General features: G+C 73.0%; 23 protein-coding genes. 4 read left to right on the forward strand and 19 right to left on the reverse strand.

The window, feature by feature from the left end; translation table 11 throughout:
* The 9 genes from BMY61_RS41985 to BMY61_RS42025 all read right to left on the reverse strand — a co-directional run.
* Positions 1–381: flavodoxin-dependent (E)-4-hydroxy-3-methylbut-2-enyl-diphosphate synthase (locus BMY61_RS41985; protein ID WP_177240412.1), on the reverse strand; the 381-nt coding region annotated here is incomplete at its 3' end.
* A 13-nt stretch (positions 382–394) separates the two neighbouring features.
* Positions 395–970 carry a phosphorylase family protein gene (locus BMY61_RS41990; protein ID WP_042455517.1) on the reverse strand — a complete coding sequence of 192 codons (576 nt, stop codon included), beginning with the start codon at positions 968–970 and terminating at the stop codon, positions 395–397.
* 123 nt (positions 971–1,093) lie between these two features.
* Positions 1,094–3,172 carry a squalene--hopene cyclase gene (gene shc, locus BMY61_RS41995; protein ID WP_082015450.1) on the reverse strand — a complete coding sequence of 693 codons (2,079 nt, stop codon included), beginning with the start codon at positions 3,170–3,172 and terminating at the stop codon, positions 1,094–1,096.
* 4 nt (positions 3,173–3,176) lie between these two features.
* Positions 3,177–4,343: a polyprenyl synthetase family protein gene (locus BMY61_RS42000; RefSeq protein ID WP_082015449.1), complete on the reverse strand. Its 1,167-nt coding sequence runs from the start codon at positions 4,341–4,343 to the stop codon at positions 3,177–3,179.
* Positions 4,340–5,713 (reverse strand): hydroxysqualene dehydroxylase HpnE, encoded by a 1,374-nt coding sequence (hpnE, locus tag BMY61_RS42005; RefSeq protein ID WP_042455320.1) that lies wholly within the window; start codon positions 5,711–5,713, stop codon positions 4,340–4,342. Before hpnE ends, BMY61_RS42000 begins: the two co-directional genes overlap by 4 nt.
* Before the next feature lie 112 nt (positions 5,714–5,825).
* Complete coding sequence (gene hpnD / locus BMY61_RS42010) at positions 5,826–6,746, reverse strand: presqualene diphosphate synthase HpnD (protein WP_174514557.1); 921 nt, start codon at positions 6,744–6,746, stop codon at positions 5,826–5,828.
* Positions 6,743–7,771, reverse strand: a complete 1,029-nt coding sequence (hpnC, locus tag BMY61_RS42015) for a squalene synthase HpnC (RefSeq protein WP_143094805.1) — start codon at positions 7,769–7,771, stop codon at positions 6,743–6,745. Before hpnC ends, hpnD begins: the two co-directional genes overlap by 4 nt.
* Positions 7,772–8,019: 248 nt before the next feature.
* Entirely contained in the window at positions 8,020–8,832 is an 813-nt protein-coding gene (locus tag BMY61_RS42020) for an ABC transporter ATP-binding protein (RefSeq protein WP_042455503.1), read from the reverse strand.
* A gap of 7 nt (positions 8,833–8,839) precedes the next feature.
* Positions 8,840–9,754, reverse strand: coding sequence for an ABC transporter permease (locus BMY61_RS42025; protein ID WP_425314739.1), 915 nt, complete (start codon positions 9,752–9,754; stop codon positions 8,840–8,842).
* Between the two features lie 180 nt (positions 9,755–9,934).
* Between BMY61_RS42025 and BMY61_RS42030 the strand changes: the two genes are divergently transcribed.
* Together BMY61_RS42030 and BMY61_RS42035 are read left to right on the forward strand one after the other, a co-directional pair.
* Positions 9,935–10,600, forward strand: a complete 666-nt coding sequence (locus tag BMY61_RS42030) for a TetR/AcrR family transcriptional regulator (protein WP_042455318.1) — start codon at positions 9,935–9,937, stop codon at positions 10,598–10,600.
* Positions 10,597–11,298, forward strand: coding sequence for a pyridoxine/pyridoxamine 5'-phosphate oxidase (locus BMY61_RS42035; protein ID WP_218162008.1), 702 nt, complete (start codon positions 10,597–10,599; stop codon positions 11,296–11,298). The genes BMY61_RS42030 and BMY61_RS42035 overlap by 4 nt, the downstream gene beginning before the upstream one ends.
* A gap of 15 nt (positions 11,299–11,313) precedes the next feature.
* On the opposite strand, the gene BMY61_RS42040 is transcribed toward BMY61_RS42035, so the two are convergent.
* On the reverse strand, positions 11,314–11,835 hold the full coding sequence (locus tag BMY61_RS42040; protein WP_052439217.1) for a hypothetical protein: 522 nt from the start codon (positions 11,833–11,835) through the stop codon (positions 11,314–11,316).
* 173 nt (positions 11,836–12,008) lie between these two features.
* Between BMY61_RS42040 and BMY61_RS42045 the strand changes: the two genes are divergently transcribed.
* Complete coding sequence (locus BMY61_RS42045) at positions 12,009–12,443, forward strand: nuclear transport factor 2 family protein (RefSeq protein ID WP_042455313.1); 435 nt, start codon at positions 12,009–12,011, stop codon at positions 12,441–12,443.
* A 30-nt stretch (positions 12,444–12,473) separates the two neighbouring features.
* On the opposite strand, the gene BMY61_RS42050 is transcribed toward BMY61_RS42045, so the two are convergent.
* The 3 genes from BMY61_RS42050 to BMY61_RS42060 form a co-directional block, all read right to left on the reverse strand.
* Positions 12,474–12,767, reverse strand: coding sequence for a hypothetical protein (locus tag BMY61_RS42050; RefSeq protein ID WP_042455310.1), 294 nt, complete (start codon positions 12,765–12,767; stop codon positions 12,474–12,476).
* 111 nt (positions 12,768–12,878) lie between these two features.
* The gene (locus BMY61_RS42055) at positions 12,879–13,778 is read right to left on the reverse strand and encodes a hypothetical protein (RefSeq protein ID WP_042455307.1); all 900 of its coding nucleotides are present in this window, start codon (positions 13,776–13,778) and stop codon (positions 12,879–12,881) included.
* 62 nt (positions 13,779–13,840) lie between these two features.
* Complete coding sequence (locus BMY61_RS42060) at positions 13,841–15,058, reverse strand: DNA glycosylase AlkZ-like family protein (protein ID WP_042455304.1); 1,218 nt, start codon at positions 15,056–15,058, stop codon at positions 13,841–13,843.
* Between the two features lie 121 nt (positions 15,059–15,179).
* On the opposite strand from BMY61_RS42060, the gene BMY61_RS42065 reads away from it, so the two are divergent.
* Positions 15,180–16,589 (forward strand): cellulase family glycosylhydrolase, encoded by a 1,410-nt coding sequence (locus tag BMY61_RS42065; RefSeq protein ID WP_042455301.1) that lies wholly within the window; start codon positions 15,180–15,182, stop codon positions 16,587–16,589.
* Here the strand turns inward: BMY61_RS42065 and BMY61_RS42070 are convergent.
* The 6 genes from BMY61_RS42070 to BMY61_RS42095 all read right to left on the reverse strand — a co-directional run.
* Complete coding sequence (locus tag BMY61_RS42070; protein WP_042455297.1) at positions 16,586–17,257, reverse strand: response regulator; 672 nt, start codon at positions 17,255–17,257, stop codon at positions 16,586–16,588. The genes BMY61_RS42065 and BMY61_RS42070 overlap by 4 nt on opposite strands.
* Positions 17,254–18,450 carry a sensor histidine kinase gene (locus BMY61_RS42075; protein ID WP_052439215.1) on the reverse strand — a complete coding sequence of 399 codons (1,197 nt, stop codon included), beginning with the start codon at positions 18,448–18,450 and terminating at the stop codon, positions 17,254–17,256. The genes BMY61_RS42070 and BMY61_RS42075 overlap by 4 nt, the downstream gene beginning before the upstream one ends.
* 20 nt (positions 18,451–18,470) lie before the next feature.
* Positions 18,471–19,313: an ABC-2 transporter permease gene (locus tag BMY61_RS42080; protein WP_052439214.1), complete on the reverse strand. Its 843-nt coding sequence runs from the start codon at positions 19,311–19,313 to the stop codon at positions 18,471–18,473.
* The gene (locus BMY61_RS42085) at positions 19,313–20,170 is read right to left on the reverse strand and encodes an ABC-2 transporter permease (RefSeq protein ID WP_052439213.1); all 858 of its coding nucleotides are present in this window, start codon (positions 20,168–20,170) and stop codon (positions 19,313–19,315) included. The genes BMY61_RS42080 and BMY61_RS42085 overlap by 1 nt, the downstream gene beginning before the upstream one ends.
* A complete protein-coding gene (locus BMY61_RS42090) occupies positions 20,167–21,090 on the reverse strand; it encodes an ABC transporter ATP-binding protein (RefSeq protein WP_201777629.1) in 924 nt (307 codons plus the stop codon). The genes BMY61_RS42085 and BMY61_RS42090 overlap by 4 nt, the downstream gene beginning before the upstream one ends.
* Positions 21,091–21,195: 105 nt before the next feature.
* A partial coding sequence (locus tag BMY61_RS42095; protein WP_075004284.1) for an ABC transporter ATP-binding protein occupies positions 21,196–21,835 on the reverse strand: 640 nt, incomplete at its 5' end.

Below are 21,835 nucleotides of genomic sequence, written 5' to 3' on the forward strand. Positions count from 1 at the left end.
GTCGTCGAACTGCCGGATGTTGCCCGGGTTCACCCGGACCGCCGCGCAGCCCGCGTCGATCGCGGCGTAGACGTACTTCGGCTGGAAGTGGATGTCGGCGATCACCGGGATCTGCGACTTCTTCGCGATGATCGCCAGCGCGTCCGCGTCGTCCTGCGACGGGCACGCCACCCGCACGATCTGACAACCCGACGCGGTCAGCTGCGCGATCTGCTGCAGCGTGGCGTTGACGTCCGCCGTCACCGTCGTCGTCATCGACTGCACCGAGATCGGCGCACCGCCGCCGACCGGCACGTTCCCCACCATGATCTGACGACTCATGCGACGCGGCGCCAACGGCTCCAGCGGCACCGACGGCATACCCAGCGAGACAGCGGTCATTGCGTGACTCTCCTCAGTTCGGGTGCCAGGTCGCGAGCACCGTCCCGACCTGCTTGAGCGCGCGCAGCGCGCGAATGCCGTGCACGACGGTGGCCGGCCGGACGAGCTCGTACTCGGGGGTGTCCACGACGACCCGGATCGACAGCACCGGCACATCGGGCGCGGCCCGGCAGACGGCGGCGGTCTCCATGTCCACACAGGTCGCGCCCGACTCGGCAAGACGAGTCCGCTCGCCGCCACGCACGACGTGGTCGCTGGTGTGCAGCACCCCTTGGTGGACGGTCAGCCCCGCCGAGACCAGAGCCTTCTCGAGCGTGAACGGGCTCCCCTGCGCGACCACTCCTCGATCGTCCCGCACCTCGGTGGCGAGCACGACGTCCCCCGGACGGATCCCCGTGACGACCGACGCACCGAGGCCCGCGAAGACCAGCGCGGACGGCGCGCACGCCCGCGCGCGGAGCGTCGCCCGCATGGCCCGCTCCGCGCGTTCCGGCCCCATCCCGGTCCGGACGGGGTCTGCCTCCCGCAGCGCCCACGCCTCTATCCCCAGGGCGCAGGCCACGAGCGGAGCAGAACTGTCGCTACCCATCGGCACCACCTCCAGGGGCGCGAGGAACTGCGCGAGCAACCACCGACGTACGGTTGGCCCTGCTCGTTCGGCGACTCGCCACTTCGGTGGCTTGTCGCGCAGTTCCTCGCGCCCCTGAGGTCATCACCGCAGTCGCCTACCTGCGAGTGACGGCAACAGCCGACGGGGCGCCGGAGCGTCCGACGCGCCGCCGGTGGGCAGCGGAAGGCCCGGCCGCGTCTCGCGGTCCGCCTCGCTCGGCGTCAGGTGCGGGGTGCCGTGCAGGTAGCGGCCGAGCGCGGTGACCGGGAAGACGAGCCGGTAGAGGTTGTAGTTGATGCTGAAGTCCCACGGGAAGCCCGTCCCGGTGAACTCCGGCTCGTCCCACGTGCCCTCCGGCAGCTGGGTCTCGGCCAGCCAGCGCACGCCGCGGTCCACGACCTCGCCGCTCTCCCCCGCCGAGAGCAGCGCCATCAGCGCCCACGCCGTCTGCGAGGCCGTCGACGTGCCCCGGCCGGCCCAGGACTTGTCCTGGTAGGAGCGCATGTCCTCGCCCCAGCCGCCGTCGGCGTTCTGCTTCTCCTCCAGCCACGCCACCGCCCGCCGGATCGACCGGTGGTCCGTCGGCAGGCCGGCCGAGACCAGCGCGGGGACCACCGAGCCCACGCCGTAGACGTAGTTGGTGCCCCAGCGGCCGAACCAGGAGCCGTCCTCCTCCTGCTCCTTCAGCAGCCAGTCGATGCCGCGCCGGGTGCGGGGGTCGCCCGCCTTGCCGTCGGCGGCGAGCATCTCCACCACGTGCGCGGTGACGTCCGCGCTCGGCGGGTCGACGACCTCGCCGAAGTCGCAGAAGGGCAGTTTGTTCGGCAGCGTCGAGGTGTTGTCCACGTCGAACGCCGCCCAGGCGCCGTTCTTCGACTGCATGCCCAGCACCCAGTCGATGCCGCGGCGGGTCGCGCCGGCGACCTTGCCGGGCTCGGGGTGGGCGACGCGGCGCAGGGCCAGCACCACCTCGGCGGTGTCGTCGATGTCGGGGTAGTTGTCGTTGTCGAACTCGAACGCCCAGCCGCCCGCCGGAAGGTCCGGCCGCTGCACGGCCCAGTCGCCGCGGCGCAGCACCTCCTCGCCCAGCAGCCAGTCGGTGGCGCGGACCAGCGCCTCGTGGTCGGCGGGCAGCCCGGCGTCGGCCAGCGCGATGAGCGCCAGGCAGGTGTCCCAGACCGGCGACTGGCAGGCCTCGATCCAGCGGTGACCCTCGTCGGTGTGGACCGTGAAGCGGTCGAACGCGGCCAGGCCGGCCTTCATGACCGGATGGTCCATGTCGTAGCCGAGCAGGTGCAGCGCGATCAGCGAGTAGACAGCCGGGGGCTGGATGCCGCCCCAGCAGCCGTCGGCCTCCTGGCGTTCGACGATCCACCGCCCGGCCTGCTGCAGCGCCAGCCGGCGCAGCGACTTGACCGGCATCTTGTGGTAGTAGTGCAGCGCCTTGTCCAGTCGGACGAAGAAGCCGTCCCAGGTGTAGGCGGGGGCGACCGGGCGCGGGCGGTACGGGTTGGCCGGGTCGGTGTGCAGCTCGTCCAGGGCGAACGGCCCGGGGCGCACGGGGCGGTGGGCGGAGACGACCGTCAGCGGGACGATGGTCTGCCGGGCCCAGCAGCCGAAGGAGTAGATGTTCAGCGGGAAGCCGCGCGGCAGGAAGATGACCTCCGGCGGCAGCTCGGGGAGCTTCTCCCAGGGCCACCAGCCGAACAGGGCCAGCCAGATGCGGGTGAAGACACGGGTCGAGGCGATGCCGCCCTGCTCGCGGATCCAGCGCGAGGCCCGCTTCATGTGCGGGGCCTCCGGGTCGTCACCCGCGAGCTTCAGCGCGACGTAGGCCTCGACCGTGGTCGAGAGCTCCGACGGGCCACCGTAGAAGGTGGCCCAGGTGCCGTCCGCCCCCTGCTGCGAACGGATCCAGTCGGCGGTGGCGCGCGTCTGCTCCTCCGTGCGGATGCCCAGGAACTGACGGAGCAGCAGGTCCTCGGCGTCCATGGTGACGTTGGTTTCCAGGTTGCCCTTCCACCAGCCCGTCTCGTCCTGGAGGCCGATCAGGTGGGCGGTGGCCTTGGCGAGCGTCTCGCGTGCCAGGCGGGTGGTTTCCGACTCCGTGGTGGTGGTGCTCTCCGCGGCCGGCTCTGCTTCGTTCTGTGGTTCGAGCCGGCCGTCCGCGGATGCTGTCATCTCGTCACCTCTCCCTGACCACAACGAACTCCGCGAGCGCGGCGAACTGCGCCCGCACCTCGGACGGCATGGCGACCTCGTCCAGGGCCGCCAGGGCCGTGCTGTGCTGGCGGCGGGCCTCCTCGGCCGTCCAGGCGCGGCCGCCCGCCTCCTCGATCAGCGCCGCGCGCACCGCGAGTTGTTCCTCGTCCTCGTCGCCGCGCCCCTCCGGGTCGGCCAGGAGCTCGGCCAGGCGCAGCGACGCCTTGCCGCCCTCGGCGAGCGCGGCGCAGACCGGCAGGGACTTCTTGCGGGCGCGCAGGTCGCCGAAGTTGGGCTTGCCGGTGACCTCGGTGTCGCCCCAGATGCCGAGCAGGTCGTCGACGGCCTGGAAGGCGAGGCCCAGGTGGTAGCCGTAGCGCTCGAGCGCGTCGGCGCCCTGGTCGTCCATGCCGGCCAGCACGGCGCCGACGGAGGCGGAGACGGCGAGCAGGGCACCGGTCTTGTTGCCCTCCATCTCCAGGCACTCCTCGACGCCCACGCGGTCGCGCTGCTCGAAGGAGAGGTCCTGGGCCTGGCCGTCGATCAGCTTGCGGGTGGCGACGGTGATGCGGTGCACGGCGCGTCCGGCGTCGACCGGCGAGGTGGTGCCGAGGCCGGGGGCCTCCAGCAGGATCTCGTTGGCGAGGGCGAACATGGCGTCGCCGACCAGGATCGCCTGGGCGGGGCCGAAGACCGTCCACACGGTGGCGCGGTGGCGACGGGTCTCGTCGCGGTCCATCAGGTCGTCGTGGAGCAGCGAGAAGTTGTGCACCAGCTCGACGGCCACACCGCCGGGGACGCCGACGGCGGCCGGGGCCCCGGCCGCGCGCGCGGACAGCAGGGCGAGGGCCGGGCGGACGGCCTTGCCGCTGTCGGCGTTGGTCGGGTTGCCCTGGGCGTCGGTCCAGCCGAAGTGGTAGGCGGAGACCGCGTCCATGGGCGGGGCGAGACGGGCGACCGCCTCCCTGAGCACGGGCGTGCACAAGGTCCTGCCGTGGTCCAGCAGGGCGGGCACGTCGACCGCCTCCACCGTCGGTGCCTGATCGGGGCGCGCTACCACGCTCGTTCCCTCTCCGTTCGCTCGGGTGTCTCTCGTCGTCGTCTCGGCGGTCTCGGCCGGCTTCGTGTCGGCGGTCTTCATGTCGGTCATCGCAGTTCCCTCAGGACGTTCCGGGCCGCTGCGGTCCCACTGCGCACGGCGCTTTCCATGGTCGCGGGCCAGCCCGTGGCGGTCCACGCGCCGGCCAGGTGCACGCCGGGCGTGCGCGTCGCCGGTCCCGGCCGCAGGGCGGCGTTGCCGGGTGCGGGCGCAAAGGTGGCGGTGCGCTCGCGGGTGACGAAGAACTCGGTGACCTCGGCCCCGCGGGCGCGCGGCAGCAGCCGCTCCAGCGCGGGCAGGTAACGCTGCCGCAGGGTGGCGACCGGCAGGTCGATCTCGGCCTCGGCGGCGGACTGCGACAGGGCCAGGTACTGGCCGGGGCCCTGCAGGCCGGAGTGCGGGGTGCGGTCGAAGACCCACTGGATCGGCGACCCGAGGGCGGCCAGGAAGGGCCCGTCCAGGACGGGGCGGTCGTAGACGACGTGGACGTTGAGGATCGGCGCGTAGCCGAGCTTCAGCAGCGCCTCGGGCTCGTCCAGGCTGCCGGGCGGCAGCAGGTCGTGCGCGGCGTCCTGCGGGACGGCCAGCACGACGGCGTCGAGGTCGCGCAGCGTCTCCGCGCCGCCGTCCAGGCGCTCGCCCTCCAGCTGGACGCTGTGCCTGCCCGTCCCGTCCGTCTCGAAGGGCTTGATCTCGACGGCGCGGGCGCGCAGCAGGACGCGCACGCCGGCCCGGTCGAGGGCGGCGCGCGCCATGTCGTCGTGGATCCGGCCGAGCGGGACCTTGGCGAAGCCGATGTCGGAAGCCCCCGGGTCGGTCAGCAGGCCGGTCTTGAAGACCATGGCGGCCAGGGCGAGCGAGGACTCGTCGGCGGTGGCGTTGAGCGTGGCGACACCGACGAGGTCCCACAGGGCCTCGACGGCGCGGGCGGACTGGCCGTGCGCGCGCAGCCAGTCGCCGAACGAGCGTCGGTCCAGTGCCGGGTCGTCGAGGTCGAGCCGCTTGAGCGCGAGCGCGGCGCGCCCGGTGGCGGCGCGCTCGGCCATGCTCAGGTGCGGGTAGCGCAGCAGGCCGCGGCCCAGGTGCAGCGGCACCGGCAGCGGGTCGCGGCTGATGCTGCCCTCGCGGCCGGTGTTGACGTCCCGGACGGGCACGTCCAGGCGCGGCTGGACGTACACCTCGTCCCGCACGCCGAGGCGCTGCAGCAGACCGCGGTAGGCGGTGCAGCAGCGCAGGAAGACGTGCTGGCCGTTGTCGACCGTCAGCGCGCCGCGCTGGAAGGAGAAGGCCAGGCCGCCGAGGCGGGGCCGGGCCTCGCTGAGGGTGACCGCCATCCCGGCGTCGGCCAGCCGCAGCGCGGCGGTGATGCCCGCCAGCCCGCCGCCGATGACCAGGGCCCTGCCCTGACGCGTGCCGCTCACCGGAGCCGCCCCCTTTGCTGCTTCTCCCCTACCGGCCGCGACGTCGCGCGGCGACGAGTGGTTCCCCGCCGCGCTGGACGGGGAAACGGGATCGACACGAACGGACGGTCCTTCAAGCGGAACGCCCTCCCACCAGACCGGAGAGTGCTACGTAGGCCTTCTCCCAGCCGGGCAGGGAGACGCGGCCGCTCAGCACGGCCTCCGGCTCGGCGACGATGCGCTCCAGGACACGGTGGTAGATGCCGGCCATGGCGCCGACGCAGGCGCGACTGCGGCGGTCGAGCATGGGCAGCAGGCGCAGGCCCTCGTCGAAGTAGCCCTGCGCGCGGCGGGCCTCGAAGAGGATCAGACCGTGGAAGTCCTGTCCTGGAGGCGGAACCGCCAGGCCGAAGCCCTCGGGCTCGCACCCGTAGCGGGCGAGGTCCTCGGCGGGCAGGTAGATCCGGCCGTTGCCGGCGTCCTCCCGGACGTCGCGCAGGATGTTGGTCAGCTGCAGCGCGAGGCCGAGCGTGTCTGCGTACTCGGCGCCGCGCTTCGGGTCGGTGCAGCCGAAGACGGCGAGCGAGAGCACGCCGATCGTCCCGGCGACGCAGCGACAGTAGTGGCGCAGCTGGTCGAAGGTCTCGTAGGTGGTGCCCCGGACGTCCATCTCCATCCCGTCGATCAGCTCGTCGAAGCTGTCCAACGGGATCGGGAAGAGGCTGCAGCTGTGTGCGAGCGCGACCTTGACCGGGTCGGTGTCCTCGGGCTCGACGGAGCCCTCGCGGATCTCGTCCAGCAGCGCGCGGGTGCGGCCGAGCTCCTCGAACTTGCGCTCGTCGGACCAGCTGCCGTCGCCGATGTCGTCGATGCGCCGCGCCAGCGCGTAGATCGCGGACATGGCGCGGCGCTTCGGGAGGGGCAGTAGACGGATGCCGTAGGAGAAGTTCTTGGCCTGGCTGCCCGTCACCGCCTCGCAGTACTGGTAGGCGGCTGCCACCTGGGGTGCCAGCGCCTCCGCGGCCGTGCCGGATCGGTAGCTCTGCGGACTCACCTCATGCCTTTCGAACGACTGCCCCGATCAGTGCCCTGGGTGGTGCGCGCCGGGCCGCCCTGCCCGCTCCCGCCGCGGCCGCGACGGCCGCCGAGCAGCAGCGCGGCGAGGGCCTCGCGGGCGAGACGGCCCTTGCCGGCCTTGGGCGCGCCGGCCAGCACGTCGTACCCGGCGGCCGAGATGGCGCCGAGCGCGGCGTACCCACCGGCGGAGAAGCCGGCCAGCAGGACCCTGAGCCGTCCGCTCACGGAACCCAGCAGGGGCGCGCCCTCGTCCAGCAGGGCGCGGGCGCGCTCCGACTCGAACAGCACCAGCCCGCGCAGGGTTGTTCCCGCGTGCGCGGCGTCGAGATCCGCCTCGGTGACCCCGAACCGCTTCATGTCCTGGGCAGGCAGGTAGATGCGGCCACGGGCGCGGTCCTCGGCGACGTCCTGGAGGTGCTCGACGACCTGCAGCGCACTGCAGACGGCGTCGGACCAGCGCACGCGCTCGGGCGTGGCCAGGCCGGCGAGCTGGAGCACCAGGCGGCCCACCGGGTTGGCGGAGAGCTCGCAGTAGGCCATCAGGTCGTCGAAGGTCTCGTAGCGGTCGACGCGCTGGTCGACGCGGTTGGCCTCGATCAGCCCGCGGAACGGCTCGACGGTGAGACCGTGACGGGCGATCACCGGCACCAGGGCGGCGATCAGCGGGTGCCGCGGGCCCGCGGACCGCGCGTCCAGCACCTGCTCGAAGGCGCGGTCCACGTCGGCGTCGAGGGCGTCCAGCAGGGCGAGCCGGAAGGCCCCCTCCTCCTTGGTGACAGCCGCCTCGCCGCCGGGCCGGGCCGGCACGTACGGGACGTCCAGCAGCTCGGCGGTGCCGCGCGGATCGGGCAGATCGCCGTCCCCGGCGTCGTCGACCAGACGCGCGAATCCGTAGACGGCCATCAGGCCCTCGCGCATGGACGGCGGCAGGAAGAAGGGGGCGACGGGGAAGTTCTCCCGCGCCGCCTTGTCGAGAACCGCGCCCGCTCCCTTGTCGGACATCAGTTCACCTGACTGCTGCTCGCGCACCGCCATGACCGCCACCCCCCCGTTCTACACCGATCTTGACAAGCTGCCCACAGGGGACACGCCTCGGGCGCACCGCCTGTCCACACCACCCATGCACACGATCTTGTTCATACCCTATGCCCGCAGCCTACGTCCCCGCACCGACAGCCGCCGGGGCGGGTGCCCACGGCGGCTGTCGGATCGTTATGGACGGTGTGCTGACCTTCGCGGCAAGCGGGTGACTACGACCGCTTGGAGGTCCAGTTCTCGTACTCCTGGACGACGTCCTCGGTGGGACCGTCGGCGCGGATCAGACCGTGCTCCAGCCAGATGGTCCGGTTGCACGTCTCACGGATGGTCGAGTTGCTGTGCGAGACCAGGAAGACGGTGCCCGCCTCCTTGCGCAGCTCGCGGATGCGCTCCTCGCTGCGCCGACGGAAGGCCGCGTCGCCGGTGGACAGCGCCTCGTCGATCATCAGCACGTCGTGGGTGCGCGCCGCGGAGATCGCGAAGCGCAGGCGCGCGCCCATGCCGGAGGAGTACGTGCGCATCGGCAGCGAGATGAAGTCGCCCTTCTCGTTGATGCCGGAGAAGTCCACGATGTCCTGGTACTTCTCGCGCACCTCGGCGTAGGTCATGCCCATCGCCAGGCAGCCCAGCACGACGTTGCGCTCGCCGGTGAGGTCGTTCATCAGCGCCGCGTTGACGCCCAGCAGGGAGGGCTGGCCGTCGGTGTACACGGCGCCCTGAGCGGGCGGGAGCAGGCCGGCGATGGCGGCCAGCGTGGTCGACTTGCCGGAGCCGTTGGAGCCGATCAGGCCCACGGCCTCGCCCTTGTAGGCGGTGAAGCTGATGCCCTTGACGGCGTGCACCTCGGTGAGCGCCGGCGAGGACTTGCGCCGCATGATCCGGGACAGGGCGCCGGTCGCGCTGCCCTTGCCCGCACCCGCGCCGTAGACCTTGTAGACGATGTGCATGTTGTCCACGACAACCGTCGGGATCTTCTCGGTGGGAGCAGGCGGCGGGCCCTCGGGGGCCAGCACGCTGTCGATCATCTCCTGGTCATCCACGGCCGTACTCCTCCTCTGCCTTCCAGAAGAAGACATAACCACCGAGACCGCCAACCACGGCCCACGCCACGGCCATGATCCAGACGTGGTGCGGCAGGCTGCTGGCGGGGACCGAGTCCATCAGCGAGTAGCGCATGAGCTCGATGTAGATCAGGGCCGGGTTGGCCTGGATCAGGGCGCCGGCCACGTGGGGCAGCTTGGCCGCGACACTGCTGACCGACCAGAAGACGCCGGAGAGGTACATCCAGGTGCGGATGATGAACGGCATCAGCTGGGCCATGTCGCTGGTCTTGGCACCGATGCGGGCCATGAACATCGCGAGGCCGGCGTTGAAGGTCGCCTGGAGCAGCAGGACCGGGACGATCAGCAGCCAGTTGACGGTGATCGGCAGACCGCTGACCAGGACGATGACGCCGAGCACGCCCATCGAGACGACCAGCTGCTGGAGCTGGTTGACGGTGAACGCGATGGGCAGCGAGGCGCGCGGGAAGTGCAGCGCGCGGATCAGGCCCAGGTTGTCGGAGATCGCACGGGTGCCGGAGAGCACGGCGGCCTGGGTGAAGTTGAAGACGAACACACCCGTACACAGGTACGGGATGTAGTCCGGGATGCCCTTGCTGATCCCCAGCAGCAGGTCGAAGATCAGGAAGTAGACGCCCGCGTTGAGCAGCGGCGTCAGCACCTGCCAGACCTGGCCCAGCTTCGACGAGGAGTACTGGACCATGAGCTTGGCGGTCGCGTACGCACCGATGAAGTAGCGCCGCTGCCACACCTGCTTGGTGTACTCCACCAGACTGGGTCGGCGACCGCTGATGGTCAGACCGTACTTGGCGGCCAGTTCCGCGGGGCTCAGACCCGCGTCCGGGTCGGCCACGCCTGCCGCCCGTTGCTCAAACACCGTGGACACGCTACTCCCAAGCTTCGTCCCACTGGACAGGACGAAACGGTATCGTCCCATCCTGGGTAGGACGCTAACGGGGGCAACCGACGAAACGCAAGCGTTGCGTCGGAACGCTGGCGTATCGTCGACCTGGACAGGTGCCGCACAGGCGGCCTACAGGCGCGACCAGTGCTGACAGGGGAGCATATGGGAACTCAGTCGGGACAGGCAGTCGTTGCCGATTCCCCGGTGCGCGAACCGGAGGCCCCGGCCCCGCCCACGGAGGCCAAACGCCCGCCCACGGGGGCCGCGCTGCTGCGCGACGATGTGACGGAAGCCATCCGCGCCGCCGTCTTCGAGGAGCTCGCCACCACCGGGTACGCGCGCCTGTCCATCGAGGCCGTGGCCCGGCGCGCGGGCGTCGGCAAGACCGCCGTCTACCGCCGCTGGCGCTCCAAGCTGCCGATGGTCATCGAGGTCGTCTCCGAGGTCGTCAGCGCCGGCATCGTGCTGCCCGACACCGGATCGCTCCAGGAGGACCTGCGACTGCTGATCCAGGTCGTCTACCGCATCCTGCGCCATCCGCTGGCCGCGCAGATCGTGCCCGACCTGCTGGCCGAGGCCGCGCGCAACCCCGAGATCGCCGACACCCTGGCCCGGGCCCTGCGCGAGTCGCAGCGCGAGAGCAGCGCCGCCCTGGTCCGCCGCGCCGTCGCCCGTGGGGAGCTGCCCACGGGCACCGACTCCGAGCTGGCCCTCGACCTGATCGCCGGTCCCCTCTACTGGCACCTGCTGGTGACCCGCGAGCCCGTCACCCGCGACTACCTCGAGCGGCTGGCCCGCTCCATCGCCGCCGCGCTGGGGGCCTCGTGAGCACCGGCGCCGGGCCTCGCACGGTGCGGGAGCTGCTGTTCGGCCTCCCGATGCTCTCCGGCGAGCTGCCCGGCTTCGAGCCGGACCCGGACCCGGACGCCGCGACGGGCGCCGTGCCGCCGACGCCGTTCCCGCTCTTCCTCGACTGGCTCGGGGAGGCGGTGGCCGCGGGCGTGCGCGAGCCGCACGCCATGTCACTGGCCACCGTCGACGCGGACGGCTGCCCCGACCTGCGGGTCGTCGCCCTGCGCGACGCCACCGAGGCCGGCTGGACCTTCGCCACCCACGCCGCGAGCCCCAAGGGCCGCCAGCTCGCCGGACAGCCGCAGGCCGCCATCGCGTTCCACTGGCGCGAGCAGGGCCGCCAGATCCGCGCCCGCGGCCCCGTCCTGCGCGCCGACGCGGCCACCGCCGCCCGCGACTACCTCGACCGCCTGCCGGGTTCGCGGGCCGCGAGCCTGGTCGGCCACCAGAGCGAGGTGCTGGACGACCCCGCCGCGCTCCCCCGCGCCTTCGACGCCGCCCTGGCCCGGGTGACCGAGCAGCCGGAGACGGTCGACCCGCTGCACGCGCTGTTCACCGTGCAGCCGCTCTCGGTGGAGTTCTGGCAGGGCGTCCCCGGCCGCGGTCACGTCCGCCTGCGCTACCGCGCGGAGCACCTCGGCGGCCCGTGGACCCGCGAGCGGCTCTGGCCCTAGGGGGCTCGCAGGGGGCTACTGCTTCGTCCAGCGGTTGCGGCCGTCGCTGCCGGTCGTGCAGCGGAGCGCCGCGCCGCCACTGTCCGTCGCCTGCTCGCCGCTGGTCGAGCAGAACTGCCCGGCCGAGGCGCTCGCGGTGGAGGTGACCGCCGTGGTCCAGCGGTCCTTGCCGGACGAGTCCTTCTTGCAGGTCATCGCGACGCCGTCCTTCGTCGCCCCGGACGCGCCTTCCGGCGAGCAGAAGGCACCCTGACTCACGTTCTTCTGGACGGCGGCCCCGGACGCGGACGCCTTCGCCGAGACGCTGGCCTTCACACTGGCCATCGCGCTGGACGCCGCGCTCGACGCCTTGGCCTTCTCGCTCGCCGCGACGCTCGCCCCCGCGCTGTGCGCGGCGCTGCGAATGGCGGACGCGCCGTTGCTGACCGCGCCGGAGACAGCGTTCTTGGTGCTGCTGGAACAGGCCGCGGTCGAGGCCAGGGTGGCCGCCGTGATCGCGCACAGCAGGATCGCCGTCGGGCGTCGGGAAGTGAGCATGACGTGGCGCCTCTCCGTCGGAGGTGCCCGCGACCGACGCGGGCGTTCCTTCCGAACCTAGGAGCGAGGTTCGTGCACCGCCCGTCGCGCTAGCCCGATCCGGTGAGCCTGCGGCGCGCCTCCTGCGAACACGGGCCTTCTCTTCTCCGGCCGCCGCGGCCACACTGGCGCGCATGCTGACGCTGCAGGAGATGTCGGACCGTCTGGAGATCCAGGAACTCTTCGCGCGCTACGCGCACGCGGTGGACGGCCGCGACTGGGCCGCGCTCAAGGACGTGTTCACCGAGGACGCCGTCGTCGACTACACGGCGATGGGCGGCCCGCGCGGCACCGTGCCGGAGGTCGTCGCCTTCCTCGAGGAGGTGCTGCCGCTCTTCCCGGCGACGCAGCACCTCGTCGCCAACATGATCATCGAGCTGGACGGCGACCGGGCCACGGCCCGCACCATGTGCCACAACCCGATGCCGCTACCGGACGACGGCGGTCTGCTGCAGTGCGGGCTCTGGTACCTGGACCGACTGGTGCGCACCGAGGCGGGATGGCGGCTCGCGGAACGCGGCGAGGAGAAGGCGTATCAGGTCGTACTGAAGCAGGCCACGGCGGAGTAGTCGTGGCCTGCTCAGCTGAGCGCTGAGGCCCTAACGGCTGCTGCGGCTGCCGAAGAGCGAGCGCTTGAGCCGGCGCAGCGGCGCCAGCAGCACCGTACGGGAGAAGCGGTTCGGGCGTGCGGGGGCCGTGGTCGACGCGGGCGTGCCGAGGCCGCGCGGCGTCAGCTCCCTTATCAGCCCGACCGCCTCGGCGACCTCCACCTGCGAGAGCGCGGGCGCGCCGAGCACCGCGAGGTGCCGGTCGAGCCGACGGCTCGCCGCACCCGTGCCGCACTGGACCGCGGGGATCCGCGGTCGGCTGCGCACGTGTTGCATCTGTTCCATGTCCCACCCCTTGCAAGGCACCAGGGCCGTGGTGCGAAGCCTATCCGCCCCGTGAGGTCGGTGTGCAAGTATCTCCGGTTGCGAAGCCTACCCCGGCACACTGACACCTACTCAGGCGGGGTTGCCCGCACCGGCGGACGCCCCCGGCGCACGGGAGCTCGTACCGCGGGGGAGCGCCTCCGGCAGGATCGTCGAGAGCCCCAGACCCGCCAGGCCCATGCCGAGGAGGAGCATCAGGACCGCCACCACGCCCCAGGCGCCGACGGAGGCCCAGCGCACCTGGTCCGCGTACCGGATCAGACCCACGATGCCGAGGGTGCCGGTGACCACCAGGGCCACCATCCCGTGCCGGACCCGCCGCAGCTCGCGCTCGGCGACGGTGCCGAGCATGGCCAGCCCGAAGACCAGCGCGAACGCCGCGATCACCCGCACGTCGAGCTGGGTGACCGCCCACGGCCAGTGCCGCGCCGGCCAGGCGGGCGCGGCGAGGAGCAGCAGGCCGACGACGGTGAGGAAGAGGCCCGAGGAGAAGGTCGGCAGCGCGATCCACCAGGGCAGCGGCTCGGGCCGGTCCGGCGTATCGCCCCTGGCGCCGAGCAGTTGGACACCCAGCCCCACCGTGCCGATCAGCGGCGCGACCAGGTGCACGCCGAACCAGCCGAACGCGGCGAGTACGGCGAAGATCTCGCCGCCCTTCAGGTGGAGGGTGCCCCGGTCCAGCAGGATCGCGGTCAGCATCAGCAGCATGAACAGGGAGGAGCTGAGCACGGTGACGCGGGCGCGGGTCCACGTCCGGGCTCGCGCGGCGCAGAGCCAGAGCATGGCGCAGCTGCCCGCGTACCCGGCGCCGACGAGGGTGGCGCTGACGGGCGACATGGTCCAGGCGAAGAGCACGTCGGTGTGCGAGGACGCGAGCGTGAGCAGCAGCGCGGCGTAGGCCGCGCCCAGCGTCAGCGGCACCACCATGGTGTAGCGGACGACCGGGCTGAGCGGTCGTGCGGTCGGCTCCATCGATCCCCCCAGGTCGCCCCTTGTTAGACGTGGCGTCAGCATAGGTGCGCCACCCCCCGCTGTCAGCCCTCCTGCACGACCGCGGCACGGAACGCGGCCAGCTTGGGCGCGCGGCTCCTGGGCGAGTCCAGGCTGAAACCGCGGGCGTCCCCGAGCTCGTCGCGCACGAAGGCCTCGGTGCGGGCGAGGGCGTCCTTCAGCGCGGCGTCCTGCGGCACGAAGAGGGCGTGGACCAGCTCGCCCGCCTCGGGGTCGAACTCCCAGAAGCCGACGATCCGCCCGCGGTCGGCGACCACGTGACACTGCGGGTCGGCGTCCGAGCCGAAGACCCGGCCCGCCTTGGCTCCCGGCACGGGACGCTCCGCGTCGGCCGGGTCGACCAGGCGCGGCAGCTCGCGGTGGAGCAGGTGCAGGCCGTCGATCCCGGCCAGCAGCGTGTAGTGCGGCTCCTCCGGGCGGCGGTGGTCGGCGAAGGCGTCGGCGAGCTCGGCCGGGATCAGCAGGTCGGTCCCGGCGACCGAGAGCAGGCCGAGTGGGGCGAGCGCCGCCCTGGCCCGGGCGGCGGTGAAACCGGAGAACCAGCGGAAGTGCGCGAGCGAGGCCGGGGCGGCCCAGCTCCAGTAGCGCCGCGCGAGCTCCGTGTCCGCGTCGTCGAAGGTCTGCCGAGGGGGTGTCCAGCGGACGTAGCCGTAACGCTGCTGGTCGAGGCGCCCGTTGTCGGGGACTCGGCGGATCTCGCCCGTTGACTGGAGCAGCCCCAGCGCCAGGGGCAGCGTGGTGGAGACGCCGCGCTTGCGCCCCGCCTCGCCGAGGCTGCGGACGGCGCCGCCGACGGCGTCCCTGAGGGCGGCCGGGTCCAGCGGACGGTCGGCCTCGGCCAGCGCGGCCAGGACCGCGTCCTTCAGCGTCCCGATCTCGGCCTCGGTCACGCCGAGGTGCTTGCGGGCCGCGGCGAACTCACCCGCGGGGGCGCCGGCGCCGACCGCGAGCCCGAGGGCGAAGTCCTCGGCGGGCAGCACGTAGGTGCAGCCGCGGGCCGAGGGCAGCTCGTGGATCTCCACGGCGGCGACGGCCGCATCCACCTCCGCGCGGCTCGATCCGGCGCGGGCGAAGAGACCGAGGTACGGCGCGGCACCGCCCACGGACCGGGCCCACCCGGTGCGGGCCAGCACCTGTGCGGGCGCGGCTCCGGCAAGCGCGCCGTCGAGGCCCTGGGACCGCGCCCACCAGGAACGGAGACGGGCAGGGTCGAGGTCGGCGGCGACGGCGGCAGCGCTCATGGGATGAGTATCGGCGAGACCCGGCCCGAAAATAAACATGAGGAATACTCGCATTAGCCTTGCGCGCGTCCGTCGGCCGGAGCATGATCGGCGGCCACCCGCCCTTCCTCCGGAGGTGCCCTTGCGTGCCCGACTCCTGGCGGGGGCCGTCGCCCTCGTCGCCGCCCTCTCCACCGCCCCCCTCTCGACCGCCGCCGCCGCGCCGCGGCACGACACGGCGCCGGTGGCCCTCACCGACGGCCACGGCCGCGTGCTGGGCCTGCGCGGCTTCAACGTCGACAAGTACGACGAGACCTCTCCCGCCGACATCCGCGCCATCGCCGCACAGGGCTTCGACCTGATCCGCCTCGACATCACCTGGGCCCGCCTGGAACCGCGACGCGGCCGCTACGACGAGGCGCAGTTCAGCAAACTGCGACAGCTGATGGACGCCGCGGACCGCTACGGACTGCGCGTCGTCGTCGACTTCCACCAGGACGTGTTCGGCCCCAAGTACGGCGGCGGCCAGGACGGCGTGCCCGTCTGGGCCACCCGCGACGACGGCCTGCCCTTCGTCGCCAACCCGAACGACTGGTTCGCCGGCTACTTCCAGCCCGCCGTCCAGCGCGCCTTCCAGCACCTGTACGACGACGCCGACCTGCGTCGCGACCAGGACGACTTCTACGCCCACGTCGCCCGCGAGTTCCGCGGCCACCGCTCGCTGCTGGGCTACGACCTGTTCAACGAGCCGTCCGGGCCCATCGCGGGCGACCCGACCGACCCCGCCGTCCAGATCGCCGCCTCCGCCGCGCTGGAGCGGGGACGGCTGGCGGCGATGTACCGGCGGCTGATCGGCGCCGTGCGGAGCGTGGACTCCTCCTCCTGGCTCTTCGTCGAGCCGACGGTCCTGGTCGGTGAGGGCGTGCCGACCCAGCTGCCCGGCTTCACCGACCCGCGCCACGGCGCCGCACGGATCGGCTACGCGCCGCACTTCTACGACACGAACGTCGAGAACGGGCAGGACTGGAACCCGGCGGACGGTTTCGTCCAGAACTACGTCGCGGCGATCGGCGCGTACCCGCAGGCGCATCGGATGCCCGTACTGGTGGGTGAGTGGGGCCCGCCGAACGCGGACACGCCGGGCAACACCGAACTGGTCTCCCAACAGGTCAGCGCGATGCGGCAGTTCGCCGCCGGATGGACCATGTGGTACTGGGGCAAGGGCGTCGGGGGCTACACGCCCCTCGGCCCGGACGGGAAGCCCCATCCCGGTGACGCGCCGGTCTTCGCGCCCTACGCGCGGGAGTTGGCGGGCACGTTGCTGGGCGAGTCCTACGACGCGGCGACGCGGACGTACACCCTGCGCTACCGCGCCTCGGCCGCGACGACCCGGATCGTGCTACCGCCGAGCGTCTATGCGGACGGCGCGTCGATCGCGGTGACGGGCCGGTCCCGGATCGAGCTGCGGCAACCGCACGCGGGCTGGTACGGCACGGCGGAGGTGAGCGCTCCGCGCGGAGCTGTCGTCACGGTCACCGTCACCGGCCTCTAGACCGGTCCGCCGTCGCGGGGGCGGACCAGGCCGGAGTCGAAGGCCGCCACGGCGGCCTGGAGCCGGTCGCGGACACCGAGTTTGACGAGCAGGCTCTGCACGTGGCTCTTCACCGTCGTCTCGGCCACGTGCAGCGCCGCCGCTATCTCCGCGTTGGACAGGCCGCGGGCCAGGAGCAGCAGGACGTCGACCTCCCGGGCGGAGAGCAGCGCGCGCAGGTCCCGGCCGTCCGGCTGGTCCGGGGCGGCCGCCATCCGGGCCAGCAGGCGCCGGGTCACGGACGGGGCGAGCATCGCCTCCCCCGCCGCGATCACCTTGACGGCCTCGACGAGTTGGTCGGCCGTGGCGTCCTTGAGCAGGAAGCCGGAGGCGCCGGCACGCAGCGCCCGGGCGACGTAGTCGTCCAGGTGAAAGGTGGTCAGGATCAGGACGCGGCACGGCGCCGGGTCGGCGGCGAGCAGCGCACGCGTCGCCGAGACGCCGTCGAGCCGGGGCATCCGGACGTCCATCACCACGACGTCCGGCCGCAGGCGACGCGCGGCCTCGACGGCCTCGGCGCCGTCCGCGGCCTCGCCGACGACCTCGAGCCCCGGCTCGGAGTCGAGCACCGCGCGCAGGCCGCCGCGGATCAGTGCCTGGTCGTCGGCGACGAGGATCCTGATGGTCACGTCCCCTCCTCCGTCACCCGCAGGGTGGCTCGCAGCTCGAAACCCCCGCCCTGCCGGGGCCCCGCGTGCAGCGTGCCGTCGTAGACCGCGACGCGTTCGCGCAGTCCGAGCAGCCCGTGCGCGTCGGGTCCGGGCGCGCCCTGGGGGCCGCGTCCGTCGTCGGCCACGCAGACCCGCACCATCCCGCCCGAGCGGGCGACCGTCACGGACGCGGCGGCCGGACCCGCGTGCTTGAGGGTGTTGGTCAGCGCTTCCTGGACGATCCGGTAGACGGCCAGGCCGACGCCCGGCGGCAGCGACTGCGGCTCCACGTCCAGCCGCACCGGCAGACCTGCGGCCTCCACCTTGGCGACCAGCTCCGGCAGGGTGTCCAGACCGGGCTGCGGCTCCAGATCCTCGTGCTGCTGCGGGCGCAGCACGGCGAGGACCCGGCGCATCTCGGCCAACGCCTCGCGGCTGACGGCGGAGATGGTCGCCAGGTAGGCGGGGACGTCCTCCGGCCGGGTCCGGGCGGTCCGCCCGGCCGCCTCGGCCTGCACGGTGATCAGGCTGATCGAGTGACCGACCACGTCGTGCAGCTCACGAGCGATGCGCAACCGCTCCTCGGCGACGGCGCGCGCGGCCCGCTCGCCCTCCTCCCGTTCCAGGCGCCGGGCCCGCTCCTCCAGCTGTGCGACATACGCCCGTCGGGTCCGCACGGCGTAGCCCGACACCCAGGCGAGCGCCAGGCCCAGGCCGAGCGTGAGCGACGGCCAGGGCACGGCGCCGCCCGCGTGGCTGCGGGCCGTCGGTGCCAGTCCCGCCAGCGCCACGGCGAACGTGGCGACCAGGCAGGCGAGAGCTCCGGACCGTGCGGACCGCCCGGCGCCGTCCGGCGTGGCCGGGTCGGCCGGATCGCCCGGACCGTAGACGGCCACGGCGTAGACGGCACAGATCGCGGCGCCGGTGGCCGACAGTCCGGGAACGCCCGTCGCGATCATGAACGCGCCCAGCGCGGACGTGACCGCCAGGACCGCGAGCGGTGCCCGGCGGCGGAACAGCACGCAGCCCGCCTGGACCGCCGCCATCGGGAACACCGACCACGCCGGCAACCAGGAGACCAGCCGGTCGGTCGCGCCCGAGGCGGTGACGACGAAGACCAGTACCGCGAGCACCGCGTCGACGGCCGTCGTCCGCCGCCCGGTCAGCCTCATGCTCCTCAGCATGCCCGAGGTCACGCGTCGCGCACCCGCAGCGACGCCAGCGCCCCCGCCGCCAGCAGGACGACCCAGCCGGCCAGCGCGAACCCGGCGGGCGTGGCTCGCACCAGGAGCGGCGCGGGCGAGTGCCACAGGGAGTAGCCGAGGTTCGACGGCAACCACGGCACCGTGTGCCGCCACGCCGCACCCTTCGGCAGGTTGTCGACCAGCACCGGGAGCACCAGGAAGAGCCCGAACAGCGTCGAGACGGCCACGGCCGTGCTGCGCACCACCACACCGAGGAAGAGGCCGAACAAGGCGGTGAGCGTCAGGTACAGCGCGCCGCCGAGCAGCGCCCCGGCCGCCCCCGAGCTGCCGAGCGACGCGTGCGGCGCCGTGCCCGCCAACTGCCCCTGGCCGACCAGGAACGCGAACCCGACGGTGATCAGCGCCAGCGCGAGGCCGACCGCCCCGAGCAGCACCGCCTTGGCGGCCAGCACGAGCGGCCGTTGCGGGGTCGCCGCGAACGTCCCGCGGATCTGCCCCGTCCCGTACTCGCCGGTGACGACGAGGGCCCCGAGCGCGCCGAAGAGCAGCGGAGTGAGCTGGAGGAAGCCGAGCGAGGTGTCGACGGGGCGGAAGGCCGCGCGCGTCTCCGGGCCGAGCGAGTGCCAGCGGGAGTGGAAGCCCGTGCAGACCAGGAAGGCCAGGAGGACGCTGAACACCAGGCCGGTCAGGGCCGTCGCGCGCAGCGAGCGGAGCGAGCCCATCTTGATCCACTCGCTGGTCAGCACCGCCCGCCCCCGCCGCAGCGCGGTGACCGGCGGACCCGGCACCGGCGGGCTCCCGTTCGAGATCCGCTTCGAGGTTCCGGGCATCAGACGTCCCTCCTGCGGACGAGGACCAGTGCGGCGCCGGCGGCGACCGCGACGTACAGGGCGAACAGGCCCGCTCCCGTCCACGGCGCGAGGCTGTGCGGCGACGGCGGCACGACCCGCCACAGCTGCGACCCGGCCTCCCCCGGCAGGTAGGGGTCGACCCGCTCACCGACGCTGCCCGGCAGCAGTTGGACCGCTACCGGCAGCACCAGCAGCACCCCGAACAAGGACGCCAGCCCGAGCGGCGTCGACCGTGTCAGGGCGCCCAGCGCCATGCCGAACAGCACCACCAGGGTCAGGAAGATCCCGCCGCCCAGGACGGCGCGCAACACGCCGGGACCACCCGGTGACGCGTGCGGCACCGGTCCGGTGAACTGGCTCTGCCCGATCGCGAAGGCCGCGAACGAGGCGGCCGTGCACAGCGCCCAGACCACGAGGCCGAGCACCAGCGCCTTGACGGCGAGGACCTGCGCCCGCTGCGGTGTCGCCGCCAGCGTCGTCCGGATCAGGCCGGTCGCGTACTCCCCGGTCAACGCGAGGACGCCGAGGGAACCGACGAACAGCTGCGCGAGCTGGACTCCCCGCAGGCTCGTGAAGGTCGGATCGAAGCTCCGCCGGTCGCCTGGCGAGAGCGAGGCCCATCCGGACCGGTAGCCCGCGCCGAGCACGAACCCCCCGACGACCACGACCAGGACCGCCGCCGCCAGCGCGGCGGGCGCCGACCGGACCGACCAGAGTTTGATCCACTCACTGCGCGCCGTCGCGCCCAGCCGCGTCGCACCGGCCCGAGGCCGAAGCCGGGTCCGAACCTGCGGGTGTTCCGGTCTCCGGGGCGGCTCGGTGACGTGCGCACTCATGCCGGCACCGGAGCCCGGTAGACGACGCTGCCCTCGGTGAGACGGAAGTACGCCTCCTCCAGCGAGGAGGTGACGTCCCGCAGTTGGTGCAGGACGTGGCCGCGCGCGGCGGCCAGCTCGCCGATCGCCGCCGAGCCGACTCCGGTCACCTGCAGCGTCCCGTCCGGTTCGAGCGTGACCTCGGCGCCCACCTCACGGAGTTCGGCCGCGAGCCGGGCCCGCTCGACCGCGCGGACCTCGACCCGGTCGCCGGCACCACGGGCGATCAGCTCGTCCAGGGAGGTGTCGGCCAGCAGTCGGCCCTCGCCGATCACCAGCAGGTGGTCGGCGGTCAGCGCCATCTCGCTCATCAGGTGGCTGCTCACCAGCACGGTGCGGCCCTCGGCGGCCAGCGAGCGCATCAACGTGCGGATCCACAGGATGCCGTCCGGGTCCAGGCCGTTGACGGGCTCGTCGAAGAGCAGGATGCCCGGGTCGCCGAGCAGCGCCCCCGCGATCCCGAGCCGCTGGGACATCCCGAGCGAGAACCCGCCCACACGCCGGTGCGCGACGCTCGTCAGGCCGACCTGCTCCAGCACGGCGTCCACCCGCGGCCGGGGGATCCCGTTCGCGGCGGCGAGGCTGTGCAGATGCCGGTAGGCCGTGCGGCCGGGATGCACCGCGCGGGCGTCCAGCAGTGCCCCGATCTCGTGCAACGGCCAGACGATCCCCTGGTAGTCACGGCCGTTGACGAGCACCGAGCCGGAGGTCGGCAGGTCCAGCCCGAGGATCATCCGCATCGTCGTCGACTTGCCGGCGCCGTTCGGTCCGAGGAACCCGGTGACCCGGCCCGGCTCGACCCGGAAGTCCAGCCGGTCGACGGCCGTCGTGGCGCCGTACCGTTTGCTGAGCCCCCGGGCCTCGATCACGTGTGTGTCCATGACCTCGACGCTAGGAGCGGCGCGCGCGGCGCTGCTTCCGTCGCGGGGAGGAAAGGCGGCAGGAAGACGCCGTGGGCCTCCTCCGAAAGGAGGAGGCCCACGGGTTCAGCTGGTGACGGTCCAGCCGGGGACGGGGACGGCTTCGCGCAGGGCGCGGGTGTATTCGTGTTCGGGGGTGTCGAGGATGCGTTCGCAGTCGCCTTGTTCGACGACCTGTCCGCGGCGCAGGACGAGTGCGGTGTCGCAGAGTTGGCGGACGACGGCGAGGTCGTGGGAGATGAGGATGTAGGCGATCCCCGTCTCGGTGCGGATCTCGGTGAGCAGGTTCAGGACCTGGGCCTGGATGGAGACGTCGAGGGCGGAGACGGCCTCGTCGAGGATCAGGACCTTGGGCGAGGCGGCCAGTGCCCGGGCGATGGCGACGCGTTGGCGCTGGCCGCCGGACAGGTCGCGGGGGCGGGCGTCGGCCTGGCGTTCGGTGAGGCCGACCTGGTCGATCAGCTCCTGGGTCGCGGAGAGGTCGCGTTTGTGGTGGCGCAGGACCTCCTCGATCGCGACGCGGGCGCTCTGGCTGGGGTCCAGGGAGGTGTAGGGGTCCTGGAAGACGATCTGCAGCTCCCTGGCCCGGGCGTTGCGTTCCTTGGCGCCGCGCGCGGGCCCGCTGCGGTCGCGGCCCATGACGGTGATCGACCCGTCGCTGGGCCGTTCCAGGCCGACCAGCATCCGGGCGATGGTGGTCTTGCCG

Source organism: Streptacidiphilus jiangxiensis, assembly GCF_900109465.1.
Taxonomy (GTDB): Bacteria; Actinomycetota; Actinomycetes; order Streptomycetales; family Streptomycetaceae; genus Streptacidiphilus; species Streptacidiphilus jiangxiensis.

Excerpts from the sequence above, each read along its gene's own strand:
- BMY61_RS41990 (WP_042455517.1), bottom strand. The coding sequence starts at position 970 with ATGGGTAGCGACAGTTCTGCTCCGCTCGTGGCCTGCGCCCTGGGGATA.
- BMY61_RS42030 (WP_042455318.1), top strand. The coding sequence starts at position 9,935 with ATGGGAACTCAGTCGGGACAGGCAGTCGTTGCCGATTCCCCGGTGCGC.
- BMY61_RS42040 (WP_052439217.1), bottom strand. The coding sequence starts at position 11,835 with ATGCTCACTTCCCGACGCCCGACGGCGATCCTGCTGTGCGCGATCACG.
- BMY61_RS42050 (WP_042455310.1), bottom strand. The coding sequence starts at position 12,767 with ATGGAACAGATGCAACACGTGCGCAGCCGACCGCGGATCCCCGCGGTC.
- BMY61_RS42000 (WP_082015449.1), bottom strand. The coding sequence starts at position 4,343 with ATGACCGACATGAAGACCGCCGACACGAAGCCGGCCGAGACCGCCGAG.
- BMY61_RS42060 (WP_042455304.1), bottom strand. The coding sequence starts at position 15,058 with ATGAGCGCTGCCGCCGTCGCCGCCGACCTCGACCCTGCCCGTCTCCGT.
- shc (WP_082015450.1), bottom strand. The coding sequence starts at position 3,172 with ATGACAGCATCCGCGGACGGCCGGCTCGAACCACAGAACGAAGCAGAG.
- hpnC (WP_143094805.1), bottom strand. The coding sequence starts at position 7,771 with ATGTCCGACAAGGGAGCGGGCGCGGTTCTCGACAAGGCGGCGCGGGAG.
- BMY61_RS42075 (WP_052439215.1), bottom strand. The coding sequence starts at position 18,450 with ATGAGGCTGACCGGGCGGCGGACGACGGCCGTCGACGCGGTGCTCGCG.
- BMY61_RS42020 (WP_042455503.1), bottom strand. The coding sequence starts at position 8,832 with ATGATCGACAGCGTGCTGGCCCCCGAGGGCCCGCCGCCTGCTCCCACC.
- BMY61_RS42090 (WP_201777629.1), bottom strand. The coding sequence starts at position 21,090 with ATGGACACACACGTGATCGAGGCCCGGGGGCTCAGCAAACGGTACGGC.
- BMY61_RS42045 (WP_042455313.1), top strand. The coding sequence starts at position 12,009 with ATGCTGACGCTGCAGGAGATGTCGGACCGTCTGGAGATCCAGGAACTC.
- BMY61_RS42085 (WP_052439213.1), bottom strand. The coding sequence starts at position 20,170 with ATGAGTGCGCACGTCACCGAGCCGCCCCGGAGACCGGAACACCCGCAG.
- BMY61_RS42080 (WP_052439214.1), bottom strand. The coding sequence starts at position 19,313 with ATGCCCGGAACCTCGAAGCGGATCTCGAACGGGAGCCCGCCGGTGCCG.
- BMY61_RS42055 (WP_042455307.1), bottom strand. The coding sequence starts at position 13,778 with ATGGAGCCGACCGCACGACCGCTCAGCCCGGTCGTCCGCTACACCATG.